We start from the raw sequence: 19,670 nt of genomic DNA, 5'->3' as shown, positions 1-19,670 counted from the left end.
ACAACCCGCCGGGCAGAGGCGATGATGGCGGATAGGGACTATGCCGATTATGGCGCGCCCGCCGGGCCACCAAGGCCCGGTAAAGCGCAGCGTTTGGTGCAGATCGCGGGCGCGGTCAGCTCGATTGCGCTGGTCGTCGGTTTGGGCGTCTGGGGCTATCGGCTGGCGGTGCGCGATATCTCGGGCGTGCCGGTGATCCGCGCGCTGGAAGGCCCGGCGCGGATTGCGCCGGAAGATCCCGGTGGTGCGGTCGCCGATCACCAGGGGCTTGCGGTGAATGACGTTGTGGCCGAAGGCATCGCAACGCCGCCCGCTGATCGTCTGGTGCTGGCGCCAAAGCCGGTGGAGCTGTCTTCAGACGACGGCCCCGGCTTGGGCTCTTTGACCCCCGAGGTGGTACCGCCCGAAGTCGCCGAAGCTGCCCCGCAACTGAGCGAAAGCCCTGCCGCACTGGTGCCGACCGAGGTTGATCCCGAGGTGGATGCGGTGGCTCTGGCCTTGGCCGAGGCGCTTGGCATCGCCCCAGATGAGATAGACACCGGCGTTGAGAGCGCCGCTTTGGACGATGCTGGCGCTCCGGCTCCGCCCGGAGCGATCACCCGCTCGCCACGCCCAATGCCGCGCCCCAACCGCAGCGGCGGGGCTGAACTGGCAGTTGAGGTCGCGCCGCCCACCGAAGTGGCGCCCGAGACGCTGGAAGTTGGCACAAGGTTGGTCCAGTTCGGCACCTTTAACTCTGAAAGCGAAGCCCGCTCAGAATGGACCCGTCTTGCGGGACGCTTTGGCGCGTTGATGGCGGGAAAATCTATGGTCATTCAATCGGCGGTCAGCGGCGGCAGCACCTTTTACCGGCTGCGCGCGCTTGGGTTCGAGGGCGAAGATGACGCCCGCCGCTTCTGCTCGGCCTTGTTGATCGAAAACGCCAGCTGCATCCCGGTGAGCCACAAATGAGTGAAATTGGAACGGGCGCTGCGATCTTTGGCTGCGCAGGGCCGGAGCTTTTGGCAAAAGAGCGCGGGTTTTTCCGCGACTTTGATCCCTTTGGCTTCATCATCTTTGCCCGCAATGTTGAGACGCCCGATCAGTTGCGTCGGCTGACCGGCGATCTGCGCGATGCCGTGGGGCGTGAGGCACCGATCCTGATCGATCAGGAAAGTGGTCGGGTGCAGCGGATGCGCGCGCCCCATTGGCGCGACTGGCAGCCGCCTTTTGGCACAGTGGCGCAGATTGGTGATCCCGCGAAAGCCGCCCGTGCGATGTATCTGCGGATGCGCATCATCGCGGCCGAGTTGCGCGATGTGGGCATTGACGCCAATTGCGCCCCGGTCGCCGATGTGGCCCGCGCTGCCACGCATCCATTCTTGCTGAACCGCTGCTATGGCTCGGACGCTTTGAGCGTGGCCCAGATCGGCCGTGCGGTGGCCGATGGGTTGCAGGCGGGCGGGGTTTGGCCGGTGGTCAAGCATATGCCGGGGCATGGGCTTTCCTCGATGGACACGCATCTGGAGCTGCCCACCGTGACCGCCTCGGCCGAGGAGTTGCGGTCGGTCGATTTCGCGCCCTTTGCGGCGCTGAAAGACCTGCCGATGGCGATGACGGCGCATATCATCTTTGCAGCCTTCGACAGCTTGCCCGCCACGCAAAGCCCGACGATGATCCGCCTGATCCGCGAGGAGATTGGCTTCAGCGGTCTTTTGATGACCGATGATCTCAATATGGAAGCGTTAAAGGGCAATCTTGCCAGCCGCACCGCTGCCTCGCTGGCTGCGGGCTGTGATATCGCTTTGCATTGCAAAGGCGATTTTGCCCAGATGGAAGAGGTGGCAGCCGCCGCAGGGGCGATGCGCGCAGACAGCCAAGCCCGCGCGAGGGCGGCTTTGGCCAGCCGCCAAGCCCCGCAACCTTTCGACCTTGCCGCTGCCGAGGCCGAGCTTGCCGCGCTGACAAGCGAGGCGGCGCATGGCTGAGCAAGACGACTGGATCGAGGCGGAGCGCAATGCCACCGCCGAACGTCTGGCCGCCGAGGCTCTGATCGTCGATGTCGATGGGTTTGAGGGGCCTTTGGACCTTCTTCTCACGCTGTCGCGCACGCAAAAGGTGGATTTGCGCCGGATTTCCGTCCTGCAATTGGCCGAGCAATATCTGGCCTTTATCAACCGTGCCGCCAGCCTGCGGATCGAACTGGCCGCCGATTATCTGGTGATGGCGGCTTGGCTCGCCTTCCTGAAATCGCGCTTGCTGTTGCCGCCCGAACCCGGTGAGGCGGGGCCGAGTGCCGAAGATCTGGCGGCACATCTGGCTTTCCAGTTGGAACGTCTGCAAGCCATGCGAGAGGCCGCGGCGCGGCTGATGGGCCGCGACCAACTCGCCCGCGATTTCTTCGCCCGTGGCCTGCCCGAAGGCATCAGCCTGCACCGCAAAGTCACCTATGATGCCAGTTTGCTGGACCTGATGCGCGCCTATGCGCGGCTGCGCACCAAGGACGAGTTTCGTCCCTTCGTTTTGGACCGCAAGCATGTCTTCACGATGGAGCAGGCGCTAGAACGGATGCGCGGCTTGATCGGCTATGTCGGTGAATGGGCTGATCTGCAAAGCTTTTTGCCCGATGGCTGGGATGTCTCGCCGATGGCGCGACGCAGCGCCACGGCGGCGCATTTCGCCGCGATCCTTGAGATGGCCAAGCGCGGTCAAGTGGCGATCCGTCAATCCGAGACCTTCGCGCCGATCCAAATTCGCCGAGGGCCTGAATGAGCGAGCAAGAACAAAGCCTTTTCGCAGCCCCCCCGATGGGCGAGCAAGAGCGCATGGTGGAAGCGATCCTTTTTGCCAGCACCGAGCCGGTGACAGTGGCCGAGTTGCGCTCGCGCATGCCGCATGGCTGCGACCCGGCCGAGGCTTTGGCCTATCTGCGCAAGCGCTATGAGGGGCGGGGCGTGCATGTGGTGAAGGTGGGCGATGCCTTCGCCTTCCGCACCGCCGCCGATCTTGGCTTTCTGATGAGCCGCGAGACGGTCGAGACGCGCAAGCTGTCGCGCGCCGCGATCGAGACCTTGGCGATCATTGCGTACCACCAGCCCGTCACCCGCACCGAGATTGAAGAGATCCGTGGCGTGGCCGTGAGCCGGGGCACAATTGATCTGTTGATGGAGCTGGAGTGGATCCGTTTTGGCCGGCGTCGGATGACGCCCGGCCGCCCGGTGACCTTTGTGGTCACCGACAGTTTCTTGGACCATTTCGGGCTCGAATCGGCGCGCGATTTGCCGGGGATCAAAGAACTGCGCGCGGCGGGGCTTCTGGACAGCCGTCCGTCGCCAATGGCACCTCCGTCCGAGGATGAAGATGAGCCGCAGCCCGGCCAGAGCGAGCTTTTCGAGGATTGAGCCATGGACCGCATGCTGTCGCAGATCGTGAACATGCTCTTGCGCAAGCTGGTGCGGCGCGGGGTGAATGCCGGGATCAACCATCTGTCGCGGCGTGGGAAATCCCAGCCACAGCCCATGACCAAGGCCGAGCGCGAGCAGGCCAATGCCGCGCAAGGCCTTGCCGATAAAGCCCGCAAAATGCAGCGGTTAAGCCGCCGACTTTAAACGGTTTCAGTCGCGGAACTGCTTGGCCAGCTTCAAGCCTTGGCCCTGATAATTCGAGGCAATGCCGGTGCCATAAAGCCGCTCGGGCCGGGCCTGCATTCGCTCATAAACCAACCGTCCGACGACTTGGCCATGCTCGAGCACAAAGGGCGCCTCATGGCAGCGCACTTCCAGCACGCCCCGGCTGCCCTTGCCGCCCGCAGAGGCATGGCCAAAGCCCGGATCGAAGAAGCCCGCGTAATGCACTCGGAATTCGCCCACCATCGCGAGATAGGGCGCCATTTCGGCGGCGTAATCGGGCGGGATCGTCACCGCCTCGCGGCTGACAAGGATATAGAAGGCGCCGGGGTCAAGGATGACGCGGCCGTCTTCGCTGTGCACCTCTTCCCAGAAGTCGCGCGCGGGGTAATGGCCGATGCGGTCAAGATCGACGACGCCGGTATGGGGCTTGGCACGGTAGCCCACCAATGTGCCCTCACGCGGGTGCAGATCGACCGAGAAGCCAAGGCCTTCCGAGATCAAGGGCGCACCATCGACCAGCCCTTCGGCTTCGTGCAAAGCGGTCAGCTCTTGGTCGCTAAGCTGGGCTTGGCCCTCGCGGAAGCGAATCTGGTTCAGGCGTTGCCCGGCGCGCACGAGGACCGAGAAGGAGCGCGGGCAAACCTCGGCATAAAGCGGCCCGTGATAACCATCGGGAATCCGGTCAAATTCGGTACCACCATCGGTGATGGCACGGGTCAAAAGATCCATCCGCCCGGTCGAGGATTTGGCATTGGCCACAGCCGTGACACCCGCGGGCAGGGCAAGGCTTTCGGCCAAGGGAATCAGATAGACACAGCCCTTTTCCAGCACAGCGCCATTGCTGAGGTCCACCCGATGCATCTCAAATTCAGCAATCCGCTCGGCCACGGTGCGGCCCTTACCGGCCAAGAACGAGGCGCGGACGCGGTAAGCCACTTTGCCAAGCCGCAGATCAAGGCTGGCGGGCTGCACTTGGGCGTCGATGATCTCAGGGCTTGCGGTGATGGCACCCGAGGCAATCATCCGGCGCAAGGCGCTGTCGGGAAGAACTCCGGTCATAAGTGCCAACCCCTTCGGTTGAAATGAAAAACCGCCCGTCCTGATGAACAGGCGGGCGGTTTTACAGTGGTCGGGCCGGAGAGATTCGAACTCTCGACCTTCCGCCCCCCAGACGGACGCGCTAACCAGGCTGCGCTACGGCCCGACCGTGAGGGCTGTTTAGCGGTTTTCCGGGCGGGGGCAAGCGGGAAAAACACCTTTAGTGCCCGTATCTTCGCATCAATTGTGCGAAGTGGGTGCGCCCATGCTGGCGCGCAGGGCTGCGATACGGTGAGCAAGGGCCAAGAGCGCCTCTTGGCGGTCCTGAAAGGCACCGCGGGGCAGGGCGCGGAGCCGTGCGGCCAAGGTGGCGGTGTCTTCATCAGGGCCAAGCTCGATCGTCGATTCGGATACCACACTGGGCTGAGGCGCTTTTGCTTGTTCAGGAGCCTCAGCGGCCGGCAATTCTGGCACAGGCGGTGCTGCAACGGGGGCTGCAGCAAAAAGATCAGCCGCGAAGGGCGCCGATTCGGGCGCAGCCATGACCGGATCTTCGGCTGCACTCTCGGCATCGTCGGGTTCAGAAGCCTTTGCCGGGTGGTCGGGCAGGCCTGCGGACAGAAGATCAGAAACCGCCTCAGCCTCATCGCCGGCAGGGGCGGTGTCGGGCCTGGTGCGTTCTTGCACGGTCAGGCTTTGTTCAGTCGGGTCTTGCGTGGTCATCTCAGGCGCTTCCACAAGAATTTCGCCGGGCGCTTCCGTTTCAGGCAGGTCAGCTTCGGCTGCAACAGAACTGGCGGGTTCCGTCGGCAGGAAGGGCAGCACAACGCCACGCTCTTCCAGCGGGGCAGCCTCAAAGCCCAAACCGGAAGGGGCCTGCGCGCTATAGCGGCCCGAGAGTGCCTGCTCCAAAGCCTGCGCATCGGCTTCGGCTTCGATGGCAATGCCAGAGACGTGCCGAACACCTTGCTCGCGCAAGATCTTCTGCACGCCCCGGATTGTCATTCCGTCATCATGGAGTAACCGCTTGATACCGCTTAACAAAGCGATATCCGCAGGGCGATAGTAACGCCGACCTCCGGCACGTTTCACCGGCTTGATCTGCGGAAAACGACTTTCCCAAAAGCGCAACACATGCGCTGGGGTTTCAAGCGCCTCGGCCACCTCAGAGATGGTCCGAAAGGCCTCCGGCGACTTGTCCATCAGTCCTTACTTCTTTTTCCCCGCCGCAACGCGATCCTTCATCAGATGCGAAGGGCGGAACGACAGCACCCGGCGCGGCGAGATCGGAACCTCGTCCCCGGTTTTTGGATTGCGACCCACACGGGCCGATTTCGCCCGCACGGCAAAGGTGCCGAAGGACGAGATTTTCACGGTCTCACCGGCTGCCAAAGCGTCGGACATGTGCTGAAGCACGGCCTCGACAAGGTTGGCAGATTCATTGCGGCTTAGTCCAACTTCGCGAAAGACTGCCTCAGAGAGGTCCATCCGCGTCAGAGTCTTCTCGCTCATCTCTAACCCCTACATCTGTTGTGTGGCCTAGGATGCGGCGGAAGGAATTGCCTTGTCAATATCAACCACTTGCAGCGCGCATTTCATGTAAGGGCGAAAGCCTTACCAGCGCAGCACAACCGAGCCCCATGCCAGACCCCCACCGATGGCTTCGGTGACGACCAGATCGCCCTCTTTGATCTGGCCGCGCGCTTTGCCAACCGACAGAGCCAGTGGGATCGAGGCGGCCGAGGTGTTGCCGTGGTCTTGCACGGTCACAACAACACGCTCCATTGGCACGTTCATGCGCTTGGCAGTGCCTTGGATGATGCGGATATTGGCCTGATGCGGCACGATCCAATCGACATCGTCGCCGGTCATCCCAAGCTTGTCCAAAGCGGCATGGGCCGTCTCGGCCAGCTTTTCAACCGCGTGACGGAAGACCTCTTTGCCCTCCATCCGCAGATGGCCGGTGGTGCCGGTCGAGGTGCCGCCATCGACATAAAGGATCGATTTGTGACGCCCGTCCGAGTTGAGATCGGTGGCCAGAACGCCGCGATCCGCATTGGTGCCAGCGCCTTCGCCAGCCTCAAGCACCAAAGCGCCAGCGCCATCGCCGAACAACACGCAAGTGGAACGGTCGTTCCAGTCCATCAGCCGGCTGAAGGTCTCGGCCCCGATCACCAGGGCGCGCTTGGCTTGACCGGACAGGATCAGCGCATTGGCATTGGCCAAAGCAAAGACGAAACCGGCGCAAACCGCTTGCACATCAAAGGCAAAGCCCTTGGTCATGCCAAGTTCGGCCTGCACCATCGTGGCGACGGAAGGGAAGGTCAGATCCGGGGTCGAGGTGGCGACGATGATCAGATCAATGTCATCGGCGGCAAACCCCGCATCGGCCAAAGCGGCCTTTGCGGCCAAGCTGGCAATTTGCGACGTGGTCTGACCTTCGGCCACGAAATGCCGCCGCTCGATGCCCGAGCGCGAGCGGATCCATTCATCGCTGGTCTCGATGGTCTTTTCAAACTCGGCGTTCGGAACGATCCGTTCGGGAAGGTAGTGCCCGACACCCCTGACAATGGCGCGTGTGGTCATTGGGTTGGATCGCTCCCTTGTCCCGTCTGGGCGCCCGTCTGGTCGCCGGAAATTATCGCAGTATCATTCTGCGTTGTGCTGCCAGCGGATGCAACCCGTGCGGCCAGACGCTCATGGAAACGCGCGGTGGCCAGCTGAGCGGCAAGGCTGATTGCGGCAGAAATGCCGGTGGCATCGGCTGAGCCGTGGGATTTCACCACAACGCCGTTGAGGCCCAAGAACACCCCGCCATTCACCCGGCGCGGGTCCATCCGCAGCTTCAGCCGGTTCAGCGAGCGCATCGAGAACAAAGCGCCGATGCGGCTTAGCAGGCCCCGGCCCAGCTCTTCACGCATGATGCCCGAGATCAGCTTGGCGGTGCCTTCGCCGGTCTTCAGCGCGACATTGCCGGTGAAGCCATCCGTTACGATCACATCCACCCGGTCCGACGGGATGTCAGAGCCTTCGACAAAGCCAAGATAGTCGTAATCGCCCGCCGCAGCTTGCGCGGCCAGAAGATCCGAGGCCTCTTTCAGCTCGGCCCGGCCTTTGTGTTCTTCAGTGCCGACGTTCAAAAGCCCAACGCGCGGCCGCTTGGTCGCCATGCCGTTGCGGGCATAGCTTGCCCCCATCACGGCATATTGCAAAAGATCCTTGGGATCGGCTTTTACATCCGCGCCCACGTCCAGCATGACGTTGAACCCCGAGGGGCTGCGCGAGGGCCAGAGGCAAGCAATGGCAGGGCGGTTGACGCCCGGCAGCTTGCGCAGCCGCAGCATTGAGACCGCCATCAAAGCGCCGGTATTGCCGCAGGAGACGGCCGCTCCCGCCTCACCATCGCGCAAAGAATCAATCGCGCCCCACATCGAGGTGCCTTGACCGTGACGCATGATCTGGCTGGGCTTGTCTTCCATCGAGACAACGCGCGCGGCGTGGCGCAAGGCGACATGGGCGGCAAGCTCAGGATGGCGGGCCATAAGCGGCTTCAGCTGCGCCTCATCCCCGTGCAGCACGAAGCGCACATCGGGAAGGGCGGCGGCGGAAAGGGCAAGACCGGCAACCACAGCTGCCGGCCCCAGGTCTCCGCCCATAGCGTCGACCGAAATGACAATAGGCGTGCCGTCAGAGGTCCGCGGAAGTTGCAGTCCGTCTACCATGACGACGTGCTTAGGCGCGGCTTACGCCGCGTCCTCGTCGATGTCGACGGCTTTGGCTGCTGCCACGACTTCACGCGAGTCATAGTGACCGCAAGCGCCGCAAACGTGGTGCGGGCGCTTTTGCTCGCCGCAGTTCGGGCAATCAGCCGGGTTGCCGGCGACAAGCGCATCATGCGAACGACGCATATTGCGGCGGGATTTGGTGGTGCGATTCTGCGGGACTGCCATGTCACGACCTCGGGTAGTGGGGACAGGCCCCGGTTTTCGTTTGCGTTTCGGTAGTTTAGACCAATACGGCCCATGACCGAAACACAGGCTTATTGAAGCGCGGAACATAGTCGCATTCCGGCCGGGTGCAAGCCCCTAAATGCAACCGCAAGAGCGGTTATTCATCTTCGGCGCTATCCTTCTTTACCAAAGCGGCCAGACCGGCAAAAGGACGCAGGTCTTCATCGCGCAAAGGCGTGGCGCCTTCGGGGGCAAAAACCGCTTGTCCCAGCTCGGCGCCTTTGGCGCGCGGATAAGGCGGCAGCGCCAGTGCCAGCGACTCGCGCAGAACCTCGACCAGGTCAATCACCTCAGGCAGGGGTTCAGAGTTGTCATCCTCCGAGATCTCGATCTCATCCTCTTCGGGGGTCTCGTAATCCGCCAGATAGTGCCGGGCGATGGGCTCATCGATCCGCGATTGCACCGGCTTCAGGCTGATCACGCAAGATTGCACGGCATGGGCTAAAAGCTGAGCCTTCAAGATGAAGTCGGCTTTGCCGGTGGGAGCGATCTCACCTTCAAGGCTGGCCTCGGGCAGATCAATCAGATCCAGCGACTGAGCCAGCTCTTTGCGGGTCGCGGCATCGGGCACCAATCGAAAGCGCGTGACCTTGCGATGCGAAAGCGTCGCGCTGCGAAAACGGGTCGGGTCTTTTTCGGTCATCTTCTGTCCGTTACCACTTGCACAAAGCCGATGGGGCGCGCCTTTGCGCCTTTGGCATCCACTCTTGGTCCTGCGGTGGCAGGCATGCCCCGCGGTGTCAAGGCCAAGAGGGCCAGTATAGTCCCCGGTACTGCACGGCGCTAGCAGCGCATCCCCGGAATTTCTCTCTGCGCAAGTCCGAGGCCGCTTGCTTTGTCGTCCTTGAATTAAGGCCGCTCAATCTGTTATCCCAAGTCGCAAGAGACAATTGCAGGCCAGCGCTTGCATGGCGAAGTTTGGCCAAAGCAAAAGTGCCAAGCCAGTGCCAAGCGCGGATATTTAGGGGCGGTGATGGCAGTGAACTCGATGACGGCTGGGGGGCGCTTTATGGCGCGGGCGATGATTGGCCTGTGCTGCTTGGCGCTGGCGGCTTGCGCCACGATCACCCGCAACCACGGTTATGTGCCCGCTGAGTCCGAACTCGCCCAGATTGAGATCGGCAAGGACAACCGCGAGACGGTGGCGCAGAAGATCGGCCGCCCGTCGGCGCAAGGTGTGCTGAATGATGAAGGCTGGTTCTACGTCCAAAGCCGGTTTGAGCATGTTGGCCCGCGCGAGCCGGTCGAGACCGATCGGCAGGTTGTCGCTGTGACCTTTAACCAATCGGGCACGGTCAGCAATATTGGCCGTTACGGGCTGCAAGATGGCCGTGTGGTGCCAATCTCGCGCCGCATCACCGAGACCAACATTCAAGGCATCGGCTTCATTCGCCAATTGCTGTCGAACTTCGGCCGCATCCAAGCCTCTGATCTCTTCAAAGAGTGATCGCGGCTTACGAGACGAAAAACCCCCGGCGCGCGAAAGCGGCCGGGGGTTTTCTTTTGTCATGTCGCTGGCTTATTCGGCATCCGGTTCAAAACGCAAAGCCACGCCATTGATGCAATAGCGCAGGCCCGTGGGCGGAGGGCCATCGGGAAAGACATGGCCCAGATGCGCATCACAGCGTGGGCAATGCACTTCCGTGCGCACCATGAAATGGCTGCGGTCGACCTCTTCCTCAACCGCGTCCGGGGCGATGGGGGCGTAAAAACTTGGCCAGCCGCAGCCAGATTCGAACTTGGTCTCTTGGTCAAAGACCGGCGCGCCGCAGCCGACGCAGAAGTAAGTGCCCGGCACTTTCGGAAAGCCCGGGTGCGAAAAGGCGCGCTCGGTGCCATGTTGGCGGGTAACGCGGAAGGCGGCCTCGCCCAATTGGGCCAGCCATTCGGCTTCGGTTTTCTCGATCTTGTCCATGCTGCACCTTTCGTGGCCTTGTGCCATAGATAGGGCAGAGAGCTGCGGGGGAAAAGATGTGAGACCTTTGGCGCGGGGCGGAATGGTGGCGCGGCTGGCTAAGGGGCCAGAGGATCTGGCACAGGTGATGGCGTTTCGCCGTGCCGCCTTTCCACGGCAGGATCGCGCGGCTGAAGAGGATGCCCAAGACGCTTTGTCGGCGCATGTGATGGTCGAAGGAGCGGCGGGTCTTCTGGCCTATTACCGGGTGATGCTCTTTGGCTGGGGCGCCGGGTTGGCGCAGGGCTATGCGGCGCGGTTCTACGATGTCGCCCCCTTGGCCGGCTATGCGCGGCCCATTGCCGAGATGGGGCGGTTCTGCCTTGCCCCGGGCGGAGTGCATCCCGATGTGCTGCGGCTGGCTTGGGGGGCGATGACGCGGCTGGTGGATGAAGGGCAGGCGGGTCTGATCGTTGGTTGCAGCTCCTTTCGCGGCGCTGAGTGGGAGCGGCACCGGGCGGGACTGTCACTGCTGGCGGCGCGGCACATTGGTCCGCCTGAGCATCTGCCGGGCCGCAAGGCGGAGGAAGTGGTGGATTACCCTGCGCTTGCTGGCCCGGCAGCGGATCAACGCACCGCTTTAAGCGCGCTACCACCGCTTTTGCGAACCTACCTCACCATGGGCGGCTGGGTCAGTGATCATGCTGTTGTCGACCGCAGCTTGGACACGCTTCATGTCTTCACTTGCGTTGAGGTGGACAAGGTGCCACCCGCCCGCGCGGCCAGCCTGCGCCTGATTGCTGAAGGTTAAGCGCCTAAGAAAAAGGCCGCCCCGAAGGACGGCCTTTCTGATCGTCGTTTCCGAAGCGCTTAGCCGCGACCGCGACGGCCGCCACGACGGCCACCAGCGGCTTGCGAGGCAGCTGCCGAGGCGTCAGCAAAGCTCAGGCCACCATCGACAGCTTCCAGCACCTTGGCAAAGCGGATCCACTCGCCGCCATTGGCGTCGTGGTTCATCAAGAAGTTGGCGGCGCGGATCGCCTCCATCTCTTGCTGACGCACCGGGTTCATGATCGCCGAGGTCATGCCAGCGCCAATCGCCATCGGCAGGAAGGCGCCGTTGATGCCATGGCGGTGCGGCAGACCGAAGGAGATGTTCGAGGCGCCACAGGTGGTGTTCACGCCCAACTCATCACGCAGACGGCGCACCAAAGCAAAGACCTGCTGGCCAGCCGAAGCCATCGCGCCCACCGGCATCACCAGCGGGTCGACCACGATATCATGCGCCGGGATGCCGAAATCGGCGGCACGCTCAACGATCTTCTTGGCCACAGCAAAGCGGACATCGGGATCGGGCGAGATGCCGGTGTCATCGTTCGAGATCGCCACGACCGGCACGTTGTATTTCTTCACCAGCGGCAGCACGAGCTCCAGACGCTCTTCTTCGCCGGTGACCGAGTTCAGAAGCGGACGGCCTTCGCATGCCATCAAACCGGCTTCCAAAGCGCCCGGAACCGAGCTGTCGATACACAAAGGCACGTCAACGGTTTGTTGAACGATCTCGATCAGCGCTTTCATCAGTGGCGGCTCGACAAAGTTGTTGTCGGCATAGCGCGGATCGGTTGCCATTTTATTGGTGAAAACGGCGCCCGAGTTGATGTCGAGCACGGTCGCGCCGCAAGCCACTTGCTCCAGCGCGTCCTTGATCACCGTGTCGTAGTTGCCAGCCTCCAGCTCGGCCGCCAGCTTCTTGCGGCCGGTGGGGTTGATCCGCTCACCGATCACGCAGAAGGGCTCGTCAAAGCCGATGACCACGGTTTTCGTTTTTGATTCAATGACAGTACGGGTCATCAGTTATCCCTGAAGTTAAAGGTCTTTCGACGTGGTCTTAGGCGGCTTTTGCCGGCTTGCCCGAGGTGCCGCCATTGGCGGTGACCCATTCGGCATTGGTCTTGATGCCACCAAGCGGGAAGAAATGCACCTGCTCAATGCCGAAATCGGGATTGGCGGCTTTGTGGGCAGCAAGCTCGGTGATGAATTCGGTCGGCTCGTAGGGCAGAAGAAGCTTCGTCACATCCAATGCCCGCTTTTGCAGCACTTTGAGCGAGGCGCCAACGCCGCAAGCGATGGCGAACTTGATCAAGGTTTGCAGCTTCGCAGGGCCCGCCACGCCGATATGCACCGGAAGTTTGATGCCTTCGGCTTGCAGACGGTTGACCCATTCGATCACCGGACCCGCCTCAAAGCAGAACTGCGTTGCCATCGCCATTTTGGCATCGGTGCGCTCGGAGAAAGCGGATTTCCAGCGCGCGGCCTCCATCACCATCTTATCCGAACCATCGGGATCAATGTCTTTGTTGCCCTCGGGGTGACCGCCAACGTGCAGACGCTCAAACCCGTCGAAAGCACCGGTTTCCAAAAGCTGCATCGAGCTGTGGAAATCACCATGCGGCTGCGCCACGCCACCGGCCAAAAGGAGGCCCTGATTGACGCCCACGTCTTTATAACGGCCAACCCAATCGACCAACGTGGCTTTGTCTTTGATGATCCGCGCGGGGAAGTGCGGCATCACGGAGAAGCCTTCATCGCCGATCCGCTTGGCGGTGGCGACCATATCTTCGATCGGCGTGCCTTCGATATGGGCAATATAGACGCGGGTGCCGGTGGGCAGCAAAGCGCGGAAATCTTCAACCTTCTCGGCGGTGCGCGGCATCACCTCGATCGAATAGCCTTTCAGGAAGGCTTCGACCTCGGCGGTGGCAGCTTGCGGAGCGGCGGCAGAGGATTTGAGGAAGGGAAACAGGGCCATCAGTCGCTCCTTGAAGCTGGCTGGGGTTGGGACAGTGGGGTCAGCCTTGCGCTGTCGCCCAGCCTTCGTTGGCGATCAGTTGTTTGATCCGCTCAAGGTCGTATTCCGCCTCAAGCTTGGCGGCAGTGGTGCGGGCGATCTCATCCTTGTCACCCTCGACCTCATAGGGCGCGGCTTTGCGCCATTCGGCCAGATAAGCGTCCGCATCCTTGGCGCCAATCTTCATGGCGCAGCGGTCAATCGCTTGCTCAAAGCGCTCAGGGAGCTGCACTTTGGCGCCCGAGCGGCCTTTGCCGACGATCACCTGCGCAGGAATATCCCGCCAATAAACGATTGTGACCTCGGGCATGCGTTGATTCCTAAACTTAGGCTGAAGAGCGGTTAGCCGCGTTGATAAGCGTCACACAGCGCCATTCAATGCCGGTTTTCGACATCGGATGCACGGGATGCGACCCTGTGACGGTTTGGGCTCACCAAAGCCAAACCACGCGCGCTCCAAACGACGCATGCCCCGCAGCGGCGCTTGCGCCGGGGCCGGAAGCCGATTAGTTTCGTCTTAACAAGAGTTGGAGGGCGGAATGACGCCCGAGCGTCCCCAAAGGGCGGACGCGACAGCAGCGGCGGTCGAGCGGAACGTGCCTTTGGGCGCGCCAGCTGTCTCCCCCGAGGTTGAAACGTCAGCCCCTGAAGCTGAGGGCGCGGCGCTATACGCCGCGTTGGACCTTGGCACGAACAGTTGTCGGATGCTGATTGCCCAACCTAAGGGCAGTCAGTTTGTGGTCGTGGACAGTTTCTCAAAAACGGTGCAGCTCGGCGCCGGGCTTGAGGCGACGGGCCGGTTGTCGCGCTCATCGATGGAGCGCACGGTGCAGGCGCTGCGGATCTGTCAAAAGAAGCTGGTCAAACACGGCGTCAGTCGCATGCGACTGGTGGCGACCGAAGCCAGCCGACGCGCCCGCAATGGCCGCGATTTCATCCGTCAGGTGAAGCGCGAGACCGGCTTGGCGCTTGAGGTTATAAGCGCCGAGGAAGAGGCGCGGCTGGCAGTGATCTCTTGCGCGCCTCTGGTCAGCCCGCGCACCGAGCAACTGCTGGTCGTCGATATTGGCGGCGGCTCGACCGAGCTGGTGTGGATCGATCTGACGGCGGTTGCACCCGAAGACCGACCGCGCGCGATCATGCGGTTGCATATGGGCTTTGATAAGCAAGGCATGGGCCAAGCGCGGGTGGTGGATTGGATCAGCGTCAAGCTGGGGGTGGCAACGCTGAAGGACCAATTTGCCGATGTCGAGGATGATGGTGCGCGGTTTGCGTTGATGAGCTGGTATTTTGAAGAGAATCTCTCCTCATTCAGCCCCTATCACGCCCAAGCCCCGCGTGAGGGCTTTCAGATCATCGGCACCTCGGGCACGGTGACAACGGTGGCGGCAAGTTATCTGGGGTTGCGGCGCTATGACCGCACCAAGGTGGATGGGTTGCAAATGTCTTCGGCGCAGATCGACCATGTGATCCGCGACTATCTGGCCTTGGGGCCAGAGGGGCGGCGCAGTGATCCGCGGATCGGACGCGACCGCCACACATTGATTATGTCAGGCGCTGCAATCTTGCAGGCTTTGATGCGAATTTGGCCGACGGACCGATTGTCCGTGGCCGACAGAGGGCTTCGTGAGGGCCTTCTTTATGCACAGATGAGCGCGGATGGCGTTCTTGGGGACGGGCCTTACAGATGACGATTAAAAAGACAGGTAGTGCAGCGGGCAACAGCTCGGGTCGCGGTCAGCGTGAGTTGCGAGTGAAGGTCAAGACCGCCAAGGGGCGTAAGCTCTCCTCGACGCTCTGGCTGGAGCGGCAGTTGAATGACCCTTATGTGCAGGCGGCCAAACGCGAGGGCTATCGCGGGCGCGCAGCCTATAAAATTCTAGAGCTGGACGATAAATACGGTTTCTTGAAACCGGGCGCGCGGGTTGTGGACCTTGGTTGCGCGCCGGGCGGCTGGTGCCAAGTCGCGGTCGAGCGGGTGAACGCTTTGGCGCAGAACCCCAAAAAGCCCGTCGGCACCGTGTTGGGCGTCGATCTGCAAGAGGTGGAAGCCATCTCGGGCGCCGAGGTGCATCAGCTTGATTTCCTTGAAGACGGGGCAGATGCGCAAGTCAAGGAATGGCTGGGCGGTAAGGCCGATGTGGTGATGTCGGACATGGCCGCCGCCGCTTCGGGCCATAAGGGCACAGACCACTTGCGCATCATCGCGCTGATTGAGGCGGCCTTGGACTTTGCCTTTGACGTTTTGGAAGAGAACGGCACCTTTGTGGCCAAGGTTTTGGCCGGCGGCGCCGAGAATGAGATGCAAGCGCTTTTGAAGCGCAGCTTCAAAAAGGTGGCCAATGTGAAGCCGCCGGCCAGCCGCTCGGACAGTTCCGAGAAATTCGTGGTGGCCACGGGCTTCCGCGGCCGCCCGAAACCGGCCCATGCGGCGGAGCTGGACGAAGAGTAAAACTTTGGCCGTCTGCCTGGTGATCCTTGGGCAGACGGCCAAAACTGAACTCTTGCCCAGAAATGCAAAACGCCCCACGAAGGGGCGCTGCAAGCGGTGATGCTGGGTAAAGGGAAGGGCTCAGCCGCCCCAGGTCCGCACCGGGCCGCAATCCATATGCACGAAGTTCGACCGCGAATAGCGGCCTACGCCACCCGCCGAGCAGGCCGCGGCCGCTTTGGCCATCTGACCAACCGAACGCGATTTCAACCGCAGATCGGCAGCCTTACCCACCATATGCAGCGAATTCTTCGCCACACCTTTGGAGTTCGAGCGCAGCATGGTGTTGGTCTTCGGGCTGCGATAGCCCGAGAGCAGCATATAGGGTTCGGTCACATCCATCAGGCGATGCGAGGCGGCCATGATATCGATCGTGCGCAGGTCGATCTTAATGGTGTCGCCGGTGCGCCAGTCGCGCATGAAGCTGTTAATCTCTTTGACCACTTCCGGGATGTAATCGCCTTCGATCCAATAGATTGAATCCAAGCTTTCACCGGTGCGGCCCGAATACATGCGAATGCGGCGGATATCGCCAGCACCACGCGCAAAGGCCGGAGCGCTGCCAAAGAACGGGGCGGCGGTGACGGCGGTCGCTGCGAAAGCGCCCAACAAGCCACGACGTGTCAGCCCAAAGGAGCCTGTGCCAAAGGATGTATTCGTCATTCTGAACGCCTGTCCCGTACTGGTCTTTGCCCGTGATCGTCTCTGACTGCCTAAGCGGCAGCTTCTGTGCAACATATTCCCAGATGCCGGGACTTTATGGCACATGAAAATTTGAAGCCCAAGCGCAGATTGCAGCCATTAAGGGCATTAAATCGCAGATCGGCAAAGATTTGCTGAATCCAAAACCGGGGCAGGCGGTCTCTGGCCAGTGGAGCAAAGTGACGGAAAGTCAGAAATTCCTTACCTTCTAAAGCAATCATCGCCGATATGCCGGAATGTGAATGGACACGGCCCCTTTTTTCCGAAATTCTTGGCGAAAAGCGGCCTCATGGCCTTGAACTTGAGCAGGTTTCAGGAGTTGCGGATGATGAGTTTCAAGCGGCAGGCCTCGATAATGCTGCGCAGTGTTGCCCCGGCCTTGCTGATCGCGGCGATGGGCGGTTTTTCGCCGATGGCCGCGGCGCAAGAGATGCCGAAATCCTTCGACATCGCCGGTTTGGACCCATTCACCCAATCTCTTGCCGCTGCGGCTGGCACGGATACGGCTTTGGCCGATTGGTACAGGCTGCATAATTTCGCGCCGATCTGGACCGGTGAGAATGACGCGCCGCGCCGTGCCGCTTTGCTGGCGGCATTGGATACGGCCGCTGATCACGGCTTGCCGCCCGCGCGCTATGACGCGGCGGGCTTGCGCCATGCGTTGCAGTCTGCGCGCACCGAGGGCGATCGCGGCCGGATCGAGGCGGCGATGAGCCGGGCTTATCTGACTTGGGCCAAGGATCTGACCTCGGGCATGCTAGAGCCCCAGAAGATCGACACGACGATTGTGCGTGAGATCAAGATTGAAGATCCGGCTTGGCTTTTGACGCTGATCTCTGGCGAGGATCCACAAAAGGTCTTGCGCGATCTGGTTCCGACTTCAGATGCTTATGTGCAGCTGATGAAGGAAAAGCTTCGGCTTGAAACGCTGATCGCCAATGGCGGTTGGGGAGAGCCGGTCGCCGCCAAGGCGTTGAAACCGGGTGCGATGGGCCCCGCTGTTGTGCAGCTGCGCGACCGGCTGGTCGCGCTGGGTTATCTTGGCCGCAGTGCCACGGCGCGCTATGATCCCACAATCGAAGCGGCGGTCTTGGCCTTCCAACTGGCGCATGGCCTGCCAGCCGATGGTGTGGCGGGGCCGGCGACGATCACGCAGATCAACATCGATCCTGCACAACGCTTGCAATCGGTGGTCGTGGCCATGGAGCGCGAGCGTTGGCTCGACATTCCGCGCGATGGCCGGATGATCTGGGTGAACCTGCCCGATTACTCGACCAAGATTTTGCAAGACGGGCAGACGGTCTTCATGACCCGCTCGGTCATTGGCCGGCAGGATATGGATCGGCGCACGCCGGAATTCTCGGATGAGATGGCGCATATGGTGGTGAACCCCAGCTGGGGTGTGCCGCGCTCGATCACCGTTGGGGAATATCTGCCCTTGATGAAGAACAACCCCAATGCGGTAAGCCATCTGCAGGTCATCGACAGTCGGGGGAGGGTGGTGCCGCGCAGCGCGATCAACTTCTCGGCCTATACCGCGCGCAGCTTTCCCTACAGCATGCGCCAACCGCCGGGGGATGCGAATGCGCTTGGCAAGGTCAAGTTCATGTTCCCCAATAAATACAACATCTACCTGCATGACACGCCCTCAAAGTCGCTCTTCAAAGAAGATGTGCGCGCCTATAGCCATGGCTGCATCCGGCTCGCCGATCCTTTTGATTTCGCGCATGCTTTGTTCTCGACCCAGTCGGAGACGGCCGAGGAAGAGTTCCTTGCCGTGCTGAAAACCGGCAAGGAAACCACCGTGCGTTTGGACCAAAAGGTGCCGATCCATATGGTCTATTTCACCGCCTATCCCGAGGGCAAAGGCCGCATCGGCTATCGCCGCGATGTCTATGACCGCGATGCCAAGCTCTGGGAGGCGCTCAGCTCTGGTGGGGTGGCTTTGACGCCCGAAGAAGGCTAAGAACCACAGCAGATTGACAAGCCGGAGGCCGGTTGGATGAGCCATAAGATCAGCGAAATCGCAGCGGCTTTGGGAGCCGAGGCCGAGGGCGATCTGGAGCTGCGCGTCACCGGCGCGGCCGAACCTCAGGCGGCAGGCCCCGATCAACTGGCCTTGGCGATGGACCCACGCTACGCCGATGGCATCGCCAAGGGCCAAGCCCAAGCGGCGGTGCTCTGGCCCGGCGCGGATTGGCGCGGGCTGGGTCTGAAGGCGGCAATTTTCGCCCCGCGCGGACGGCTTGCAATGGCGGGGCTGACGCGGATGATGGACCCCGGTCCCGATATCGCGCCGGGTGTCCACCCAATGTCGGTGGTCGATCCTTCGGCGCAGATCGGCGCGGGCGCCGCGATTGCGCCTTTTGTGACCATCGGGCGCGATGTGGTGATCGGCGCCAATGCCCGCGTCGCCGCGCATGTCTCCATTGCCGAGGGCGCCCGGATTGGTGCAGATGCGGTGATCTTCCAAGGCGCGCGGATCGGCGCGCGGGTGACAATCGGGGATCGCTTCACCTGCCAGCCAGGGGCCGTGATCGGCTCGGACGGGTTCTCTTTCGTCACGCCCGAGAAATCGGGTGTTGAAGAGATCCGCGAAACCCTTGGCACACGGGCCGAGATTGTGCAGCAAAGCTGGACCCGCATCCATTCGCTTGGGGCTGTCACCATCGGCGATGACGTTGAAATCGGCGCCAATGCCTGCATCGATCGCGGCACGATCCGCGACACGCAGATCGGCTCGGGCACGAAGTTGGACAATTTGGTGCATGTGGGCCACAACGTCCAAGTCGGCAAGGACTGCCTGCTGTGCGGGCAGGTTGGCATTGCCGGCTCGGCCAAGATCGGCAACCGCGTCGTGTTGGCCGGGCAGGTTGGGGTCAATGACAATATCTTTGTCGGCGATGATGTGATCGCGGGTGGCGGCACCAAGATCTTCACCAATGCGCCTGCAGGGCGGGTCTTGCTGGGCTATCCGGCGGTGAAGATGGAGACGCATGTCGAGATCCAAAAGGCGCTGCGCCGCTTGCCGCGTCTGGCGGCGAAGGTTTCAGCATTGGACCGTGGCGCGGAAGACTAG

Annotated in this window: 23 protein-coding genes and 1 tRNA gene; 11 read left to right on the top strand and 13 right to left on the bottom strand. The window is 61.9% G+C overall.

Annotated elements, in window-relative coordinates; all coding sequences use genetic code 11:
* Positions 1 to 24 precede the first annotated feature (24 nt).
* The 5 genes from Q9295_RS03965 to Q9295_RS03945 are packed head-to-tail and all read left to right on the top strand — an operon-like array spanning position 25 to position 3,587.
* Entirely contained in the window at positions 25 to 951 is a 927-nt protein-coding gene (locus Q9295_RS03965) for an SPOR domain-containing protein (RefSeq protein WP_306679204.1), read from the top strand.
* Entirely contained in the window at positions 948 to 1,967 is a 1,020-nt protein-coding gene (locus Q9295_RS03960) for a glycoside hydrolase family 3 N-terminal domain-containing protein (RefSeq protein ID WP_306679203.1), read from the top strand. Before Q9295_RS03965 ends, Q9295_RS03960 begins: the two co-directional genes overlap by 4 nt.
* Positions 1,960 to 2,751, top strand: a complete 792-nt coding sequence (locus Q9295_RS03955) for a segregation and condensation protein A (protein WP_306679202.1) — start codon at positions 1,960 to 1,962, stop codon at positions 2,749 to 2,751. Before Q9295_RS03960 ends, Q9295_RS03955 begins: the two co-directional genes overlap by 8 nt.
* Positions 2,748 to 3,380: an SMC-Scp complex subunit ScpB gene (scpB, locus tag Q9295_RS03950; RefSeq protein ID WP_306679201.1), complete on the top strand. Its 633-nt coding sequence runs from the start codon at positions 2,748 to 2,750 to the stop codon at positions 3,378 to 3,380. The genes Q9295_RS03955 and scpB overlap by 4 nt, the downstream gene beginning before the upstream one ends.
* 3 nt (positions 3,381 to 3,383) lie before the next feature.
* Positions 3,384 to 3,587 carry a hypothetical protein gene (locus Q9295_RS03945; protein WP_306679200.1) on the top strand — a complete coding sequence of 68 codons (204 nt, stop codon included), beginning with the start codon at positions 3,384 to 3,386 and terminating at the stop codon, positions 3,585 to 3,587.
* A 6-nt stretch (positions 3,588 to 3,593) separates the two neighbouring features.
* On the opposite strand, the gene Q9295_RS03940 is transcribed toward Q9295_RS03945, so the two are convergent.
* From Q9295_RS03940 to Q9295_RS03905, 8 genes are all read right to left on the bottom strand, one after another.
* Entirely contained in the window at positions 3,594 to 4,667 is a 1,074-nt protein-coding gene (locus Q9295_RS03940; RefSeq protein WP_306679199.1) for a 2'-deoxycytidine 5'-triphosphate deaminase, read from the bottom strand.
* A gap of 67 nt (positions 4,668 to 4,734) precedes the next feature.
* Positions 4,735 to 4,812, bottom strand: a tRNA-Pro gene (locus Q9295_RS03935).
* A 74-nt stretch (positions 4,813 to 4,886) separates the two neighbouring features.
* The gene (locus Q9295_RS03930) at positions 4,887 to 5,849 is read right to left on the bottom strand and encodes a MerR family transcriptional regulator (protein WP_306679198.1); all 963 of its coding nucleotides are present in this window, start codon (positions 5,847 to 5,849) and stop codon (positions 4,887 to 4,889) included.
* A gap of 6 nt (positions 5,850 to 5,855) precedes the next feature.
* The gene (gene ihfA, locus Q9295_RS03925; RefSeq protein ID WP_306679197.1) at positions 5,856 to 6,158 is read right to left on the bottom strand and encodes an integration host factor subunit alpha; all 303 of its coding nucleotides are present in this window, start codon (positions 6,156 to 6,158) and stop codon (positions 5,856 to 5,858) included.
* Between the two features lie 102 nt (positions 6,159 to 6,260).
* Positions 6,261 to 7,232, bottom strand: coding sequence for a beta-ketoacyl-ACP synthase III (locus Q9295_RS03920; RefSeq protein ID WP_306679196.1), 972 nt, complete (start codon positions 7,230 to 7,232; stop codon positions 6,261 to 6,263).
* Positions 7,229 to 8,368, bottom strand: a complete 1,140-nt coding sequence (gene plsX, locus Q9295_RS03915; RefSeq protein ID WP_306679195.1) for a phosphate acyltransferase PlsX — start codon at positions 8,366 to 8,368, stop codon at positions 7,229 to 7,231. The genes Q9295_RS03920 and plsX overlap by 4 nt, the downstream gene beginning before the upstream one ends.
* Positions 8,369 to 8,389: 21 nt before the next feature.
* Entirely contained in the window at positions 8,390 to 8,596 is a 207-nt protein-coding gene (rpmF, locus tag Q9295_RS03910; RefSeq protein WP_306679194.1) for a 50S ribosomal protein L32, read from the bottom strand.
* Between the two features lie 157 nt (positions 8,597 to 8,753).
* Positions 8,754 to 9,299 carry a YceD family protein gene (locus tag Q9295_RS03905; protein WP_306679193.1) on the bottom strand — a complete coding sequence of 182 codons (546 nt, stop codon included), beginning with the start codon at positions 9,297 to 9,299 and terminating at the stop codon, positions 8,754 to 8,756.
* Between the two features lie 330 nt (positions 9,300 to 9,629).
* On the opposite strand from Q9295_RS03905, the gene Q9295_RS03900 reads away from it, so the two are divergent.
* On the top strand, positions 9,630 to 10,103 hold the full coding sequence (locus Q9295_RS03900) for an outer membrane protein assembly factor BamE (protein ID WP_306679192.1): 474 nt from the start codon (positions 9,630 to 9,632) through the stop codon (positions 10,101 to 10,103).
* A gap of 72 nt (positions 10,104 to 10,175) precedes the next feature.
* On the opposite strand, the gene msrB is transcribed toward Q9295_RS03900, so the two are convergent.
* Positions 10,176 to 10,571, bottom strand: a complete 396-nt coding sequence (msrB, locus tag Q9295_RS03895) for a peptide-methionine (R)-S-oxide reductase MsrB (RefSeq protein WP_306679191.1) — start codon at positions 10,569 to 10,571, stop codon at positions 10,176 to 10,178.
* A 58-nt stretch (positions 10,572 to 10,629) separates the two neighbouring features.
* Here msrB and Q9295_RS03890 point away from each other — a divergent pair, with 58 nt between their 5' ends.
* The gene (locus tag Q9295_RS03890; RefSeq protein ID WP_306679190.1) at positions 10,630 to 11,361 is read left to right on the top strand and encodes a GNAT family N-acyltransferase; all 732 of its coding nucleotides are present in this window, start codon (positions 10,630 to 10,632) and stop codon (positions 11,359 to 11,361) included.
* A 59-nt stretch (positions 11,362 to 11,420) separates the two neighbouring features.
* On the opposite strand, the gene Q9295_RS03885 is transcribed toward Q9295_RS03890, so the two are convergent.
* From Q9295_RS03885 to Q9295_RS03875, 3 genes are read right to left on the bottom strand one after another with little or no spacing between them, the layout of a single operon-like run.
* Positions 11,421 to 12,401, bottom strand: a complete 981-nt coding sequence (locus Q9295_RS03885) for a methyltetrahydrofolate cobalamin methyltransferase (RefSeq protein WP_306679189.1) — start codon at positions 12,399 to 12,401, stop codon at positions 11,421 to 11,423.
* 37 nt (positions 12,402 to 12,438) lie between these two features.
* On the bottom strand, positions 12,439 to 13,359 hold the full coding sequence (locus Q9295_RS03880) for a methylenetetrahydrofolate reductase (protein WP_306679188.1): 921 nt from the start codon (positions 13,357 to 13,359) through the stop codon (positions 12,439 to 12,441).
* 40 nt (positions 13,360 to 13,399) lie between these two features.
* A complete protein-coding gene (locus Q9295_RS03875; protein ID WP_306679187.1) occupies positions 13,400 to 13,708 on the bottom strand; it encodes a virulence factor in 309 nt (102 codons plus the stop codon).
* A 229-nt stretch (positions 13,709 to 13,937) separates the two neighbouring features.
* Between Q9295_RS03875 and Q9295_RS03870 the strand changes: the two genes are divergently transcribed.
* On the top strand, positions 13,938 to 15,089 hold the full coding sequence (locus tag Q9295_RS03870; RefSeq protein WP_306679186.1) for a Ppx/GppA phosphatase family protein: 1,152 nt from the start codon (positions 13,938 to 13,940) through the stop codon (positions 15,087 to 15,089).
* Positions 15,086 to 15,850, top strand: coding sequence for an RlmE family RNA methyltransferase (locus Q9295_RS03865; protein WP_306679185.1), 765 nt, complete (start codon positions 15,086 to 15,088; stop codon positions 15,848 to 15,850). The genes Q9295_RS03870 and Q9295_RS03865 overlap by 4 nt, the downstream gene beginning before the upstream one ends.
* 120 nt (positions 15,851 to 15,970) lie before the next feature.
* Here the strand turns inward: Q9295_RS03865 and mepK are convergent, their stop codons facing one another.
* Complete coding sequence (gene mepK, locus Q9295_RS03860) at positions 15,971 to 16,552, bottom strand: peptidoglycan L,D-endopeptidase MepK (protein WP_306679184.1); 582 nt, start codon at positions 16,550 to 16,552, stop codon at positions 15,971 to 15,973.
* Positions 16,553 to 16,916: 364 nt separating this feature from the next.
* Here mepK and Q9295_RS03855 point away from each other — a divergent pair, with 364 nt between their 5' ends.
* Positions 16,917 to 18,557, top strand: coding sequence for a L,D-transpeptidase family protein (locus Q9295_RS03855; RefSeq protein ID WP_306679183.1), 1,641 nt, complete (start codon positions 16,917 to 16,919; stop codon positions 18,555 to 18,557).
* Positions 18,558 to 18,593: 36 nt separating this feature from the next.
* The gene (gene lpxD, locus Q9295_RS03850) at positions 18,594 to 19,670 is read left to right on the top strand and encodes a UDP-3-O-(3-hydroxymyristoyl)glucosamine N-acyltransferase (protein ID WP_306679182.1); all 1,077 of its coding nucleotides are present in this window, start codon (positions 18,594 to 18,596) and stop codon (positions 19,668 to 19,670) included.

Source organism: Pseudogemmobacter lacusdianii (assembly GCF_030848395.1).
Taxonomy (GTDB): domain Bacteria; phylum Pseudomonadota; class Alphaproteobacteria; order Rhodobacterales; family Rhodobacteraceae; genus Pseudogemmobacter; species Pseudogemmobacter lacusdianii.
The sequence above is the reverse complement of the archived record's forward strand: the minus strand, read 5'-3'. Positions and strand labels throughout refer to the sequence as shown.

Bases quoted from the DNA above. Each gene is read 5' to 3' on its own strand.
- Q9295_RS03965 (WP_306679204.1), top strand. From the start codon at position 25: ATGGCGGATAGGGACTATGCCGATTATGGCGCGCCCGCCGGGCCACCA.
- Q9295_RS03960 (WP_306679203.1), top strand. From the start codon at position 948: ATGAGTGAAATTGGAACGGGCGCTGCGATCTTTGGCTGCGCAGGGCCG.
- Q9295_RS03955 (WP_306679202.1), top strand. From the start codon at position 1,960: ATGGCTGAGCAAGACGACTGGATCGAGGCGGAGCGCAATGCCACCGCC.
- scpB (WP_306679201.1), top strand. From the start codon at position 2,748: ATGAGCGAGCAAGAACAAAGCCTTTTCGCAGCCCCCCCGATGGGCGAG.
- Q9295_RS03945 (WP_306679200.1), top strand. From the start codon at position 3,384: ATGGACCGCATGCTGTCGCAGATCGTGAACATGCTCTTGCGCAAGCTG.
- Q9295_RS03940 (WP_306679199.1), bottom strand. From the start codon at position 4,667: ATGACCGGAGTTCTTCCCGACAGCGCCTTGCGCCGGATGATTGCCTCG.
- Q9295_RS03930 (WP_306679198.1), bottom strand. From the start codon at position 5,849: ATGGACAAGTCGCCGGAGGCCTTTCGGACCATCTCTGAGGTGGCCGAG.
- ihfA (WP_306679197.1), bottom strand. From the start codon at position 6,158: ATGAGCGAGAAGACTCTGACGCGGATGGACCTCTCTGAGGCAGTCTTT.
- Q9295_RS03920 (WP_306679196.1), bottom strand. From the start codon at position 7,232: ATGACCACACGCGCCATTGTCAGGGGTGTCGGGCACTACCTTCCCGAA.
- plsX (WP_306679195.1), bottom strand. From the start codon at position 8,368: ATGGTAGACGGACTGCAACTTCCGCGGACCTCTGACGGCACGCCTATT.
- rpmF (WP_306679194.1), bottom strand. From the start codon at position 8,596: ATGGCAGTCCCGCAGAATCGCACCACCAAATCCCGCCGCAATATGCGT.
- Q9295_RS03905 (WP_306679193.1), bottom strand. From the start codon at position 9,299: ATGACCGAAAAAGACCCGACCCGTTTTCGCAGCGCGACGCTTTCGCAT.
- Q9295_RS03900 (WP_306679192.1), top strand. From the start codon at position 9,630: ATGGCAGTGAACTCGATGACGGCTGGGGGGCGCTTTATGGCGCGGGCG.
- msrB (WP_306679191.1), bottom strand. From the start codon at position 10,571: ATGGACAAGATCGAGAAAACCGAAGCCGAATGGCTGGCCCAATTGGGC.
- Q9295_RS03885 (WP_306679189.1), bottom strand. From the start codon at position 12,401: ATGACCCGTACTGTCATTGAATCAAAAACGAAAACCGTGGTCATCGGC.
- Q9295_RS03880 (WP_306679188.1), bottom strand. From the start codon at position 13,359: ATGGCCCTGTTTCCCTTCCTCAAATCCTCTGCCGCCGCTCCGCAAGCT.
- Q9295_RS03875 (WP_306679187.1), bottom strand. From the start codon at position 13,708: ATGCCCGAGGTCACAATCGTTTATTGGCGGGATATTCCTGCGCAGGTG.
- Q9295_RS03870 (WP_306679186.1), top strand. From the start codon at position 13,938: ATGACGCCCGAGCGTCCCCAAAGGGCGGACGCGACAGCAGCGGCGGTC.
- Q9295_RS03865 (WP_306679185.1), top strand. From the start codon at position 15,086: ATGACGATTAAAAAGACAGGTAGTGCAGCGGGCAACAGCTCGGGTCGC.
- mepK (WP_306679184.1), bottom strand. From the start codon at position 16,552: ATGACGAATACATCCTTTGGCACAGGCTCCTTTGGGCTGACACGTCGT.
- Q9295_RS03855 (WP_306679183.1), top strand. From the start codon at position 16,917: ATGATGAGTTTCAAGCGGCAGGCCTCGATAATGCTGCGCAGTGTTGCC.
- lpxD (WP_306679182.1), top strand. From the start codon at position 18,594: ATGAGCCATAAGATCAGCGAAATCGCAGCGGCTTTGGGAGCCGAGGCC.